We start from the raw sequence: 3,371 nt of genomic DNA on the forward strand, positions 1-3,371 counted from the left end.
ACAAAGAGAGTTTTTATCTCCTTTTAGATAAAATCCCAAATTAAAATTTAATATGGAGAGATATTTTTGAAAGTTATAAAACGTAATGGCAGAACAGAAGAGCTTGATATAAGTAAGATCAAAAAATACACAAGCGAAGCAGTTCTTGGACTAAGCAACGTAAGCCTTAGCGAGCTTGAAGTAGACGCGAAAATCCAGTTTAGAGATATGATCACGACTGAGGAAATTCAGCAGACTCTTATAAAAACAGCAGTCGATAAGATCGACATCGACCGCCCAAACTGGACATTTGTTGCTGCAAGGCTATTTTTATACGATCTTTATCACAAAGTATCTGGCTTTAACGGCTACAATCACTTAAAAGATTATCTAGTAAAAGGTGAAAAAGTAGGCCGTATCATCCCTGGACTAAAAGAGAAGTACGATCTTGAGGATCTAAACGCTTATATCAAGCCTGAGCGTGACCTTCAGTTTGCATACCTTGGTATCAAAACGCTTTATGACCGCTATCTCATCAAAGATAAGAATGGCATGCCAATAGAGCTGCCACAGCACATGTTTATGGCGATCGCGATGTTTCTAGCGCAAAACGAGCTAGACAGTCAAGGCTGGGCTAAGAAATTTTACGACCTCATCTCTAAATTTGAAGTGATGCTCGCCACTCCGACGCTCTCAAATGCAAGGACTACACGTCACCAGCTAAGTAGCTGTTACGTAGGTAGTACGCCTGATAATATCGAAGGAATTTTTGATAGCTACAAAGAGATGGCACTACTTTCAAAATTTGGCGGCGGTATCGGCTGGGACTGGAGCAAGGTGCGTGCGATGGGTGGCAGTATAGACGGACACAAAAACGCAGCTGGCGGTATCATCCCATTTTTAAAAGTGACAAATGACATCGCAGTGGCGGTTGATCAGCTAGGCACTAGAAAGGGCGCGATCGCTGTTTATATCGAGCCTTGGCACATGGATGTGAGCGATTTTCTCGATCTTCGTAAAAACTCAGGCGAAGAGAGACGCCGCGCGCACGAGCTTTTCCCTGCGCTTTGGATAAACGACCTATTTATGAAGCGTGTTAAAGAAAATGGCCGTTGGAGCCTCTTTGACCCAGCTCAAGTAAGCGATCTTTGCGACCTTTACGGCGAGGCGTTTGAGAAGAGATACTTGGAGTATGAAAACGACGAAAATATCCAGAAAAATACCATCCTTGCAAAAGAGCTTTGGAAGAAAATTTTAACTAGCTATTTTGAAACTGGCATGCCATTTTTGTGCTTTAAAGACAATGCCAACAAAGCAAATCCAAACGACCACGAAGGCATCATCAGAAGCTCAAATTTATGCACCGAAATTTTCCAAAACACAGCGCCAAACTACTATAAGATCAAGATCACTTATGAAGATGGCGGCGAGGAACTATTTGACGAAGAAGAAGACGTCACGGTCGATAGCGGCATAACTAAAAAAGCCAAAAAGCTTAGCGCGCTTGATAGCCTAAAAGGCAAGCAAATTTTCATCGTAGAAAAAGAGAGCATCGAGGGCAAAACGGCAGTTTGCAACCTTGCAAGTATAAATTTAAGCAAGATAAACAGCAAAGAGGACATCGAGCGTGTCGTGCCGATAGCTATCAGAATGCTTGACAATGTTATAGATCTAAATTTCTACCCACACAAAAAGGTAAAGCACACAAACCTAGCTTCTCGCTCGATCGGCCTTGGTGTCATGGGTGAGGCGCAAATGCTAGCCGAGAAAAACGTAAAATGGGGCAGCTATGAGCATTTGGCGCTGATAGATAGCATAATGGAAAACATAAGCTACAACGCGATCTACGCTAGCTCAAATTTAGCCGTAGAAAAGGGCATCTATCCAAAATTTGAAGGCTCAAAATGGAGTAAAGGCATCATGCCGATAGACACTGCAAACGAGAACGCAAAGGCTCTTTTAAACGACAAAGGCGGGCTATTTGACGAAAATGTCTGCGACTGGGACAAGCTAAGAGAGAAGGTCAAGCGTGACGGCATGAGAAACGGTTACCTAATGGCCATCGCTCCAACTAGCTCGATCTCGATCCTAGTTGGAACCACTCAGACTATCGAGCCAGTCTATAAACGCAAGTGGTTTGAGCACAACTTAAGTGGCATGATCCCAAATGTCGTGCCAAATTTAAGCCCAGATACTTGGCAGTTTTACACGCCAGCTTACGAGCTTGATCAAAGAATTCTTATAAAAGCAGGTGCGATCCGCCAAAAATGGATCGATCAAGGTCAAAGTCTAAATATATTTATGAGCCTAGATAAGGCAAGCGGCGGATATCTAAGTGAAATTTACACGCTTGCATGGGAGCTCGGACTAAAATCGACTTATTATCTACGCTCAGAGTCGCCTGACAGCGAAAAACTAAACGACGTAGCTGACCGCTCGATCGAATGCGAGGGTTGTCAGTAGTAAGTTGCATATAAATTTATAATTGGCAAGGACTTAAAATGACAGAAGGGGACTTTATAAAAATTATTGAAGTTGATGAAATTGGAAAGTTAAAGCATAGAGAAAATACTAAATTAGAATTTAAAGCCAACTATAATAAAAATGATCTAATAACATATTCAAAAACGATGGTCGCCTTTGCTAATAAAAAAGGTGGCTATATAGTATTTGGAATTAGTGATAACCCAAGAAAAGCTAATGGTATGACAAATGATAACTTTGACAATATCGATAATAAAGATATTAGTGAAGTTCTTAATAACCACTTTTCTCCAGAAATAGAATTTGAAACTTATAGTTTTTCATTCAGTGGTAAAAAATTTGGTGTTTTCGAAGTAAATGAAAGTAATAATAAACCTGTAGTCTGCATAAAAACAGATGGAAAAAAAGACAATAAACCCATAATCAGTGAAGGTGATATTTTTTACAGATATAGTGCAAGAAGTGAAAGAATAAAATATCCAGACTTAAAAAGTATTTTTGATAATAATATAGAGTTAGAACGTATAAAATGGAAGGAACACATAGAAAAAATAGCAACTATAGGTCCAAGAAATGTAAAAATGCTTGATTTGATTAGAGGTAAAGTTGTCTTGGATGGTGATAGAAGTATAGTCTTAGACAAAGAGCTATTAAAGAATATAAAATTTGTTGAAGAAGGAAAATTTGTAGAAAAAGATGGAGCCCCAACGTTAAAACTAGTTGGAGAAATTCAAAATGGGGAACTAATATACCCAAAAATAAATCTAGAAGATGATTATTATACAGCAAAGGATTTATTTCAAGAATTAGATCTAAATTTTGCTCCAATTTATATGCAACCTTTGGTACGCGAATTTGGTCTAGATAAACAAAATGGCTTCATGGAGACAAAGAAAGGAAATAAGTAT

General features: G+C 39.1%; 2 protein-coding genes. Both read left to right on the forward strand.

The features are described 5' to 3' along the window. Positions 1-66: 66 nt before the first annotated feature. On the forward strand, positions 67-2,442 hold the full coding sequence (locus F3H01_RS05490) for a ribonucleoside-diphosphate reductase subunit alpha (RefSeq protein WP_149725099.1): 2,376 nt from the start codon (positions 67-69) through the stop codon (positions 2,440-2,442). A gap of 38 nt (positions 2,443-2,480) precedes the next feature. Beyond that, on the forward strand, positions 2,481-3,371 hold an 891-nt coding region (locus tag F3H01_RS05495; protein WP_149725139.1), incomplete at its 3' end, for an ATP-binding protein.

It is taken from the genome of Campylobacter concisus (genome assembly GCF_902460875.1).
Classification (GTDB): Bacteria; Campylobacterota; Campylobacteria; order Campylobacterales; family Campylobacteraceae; genus Campylobacter_A; species Campylobacter_A concisus_AA.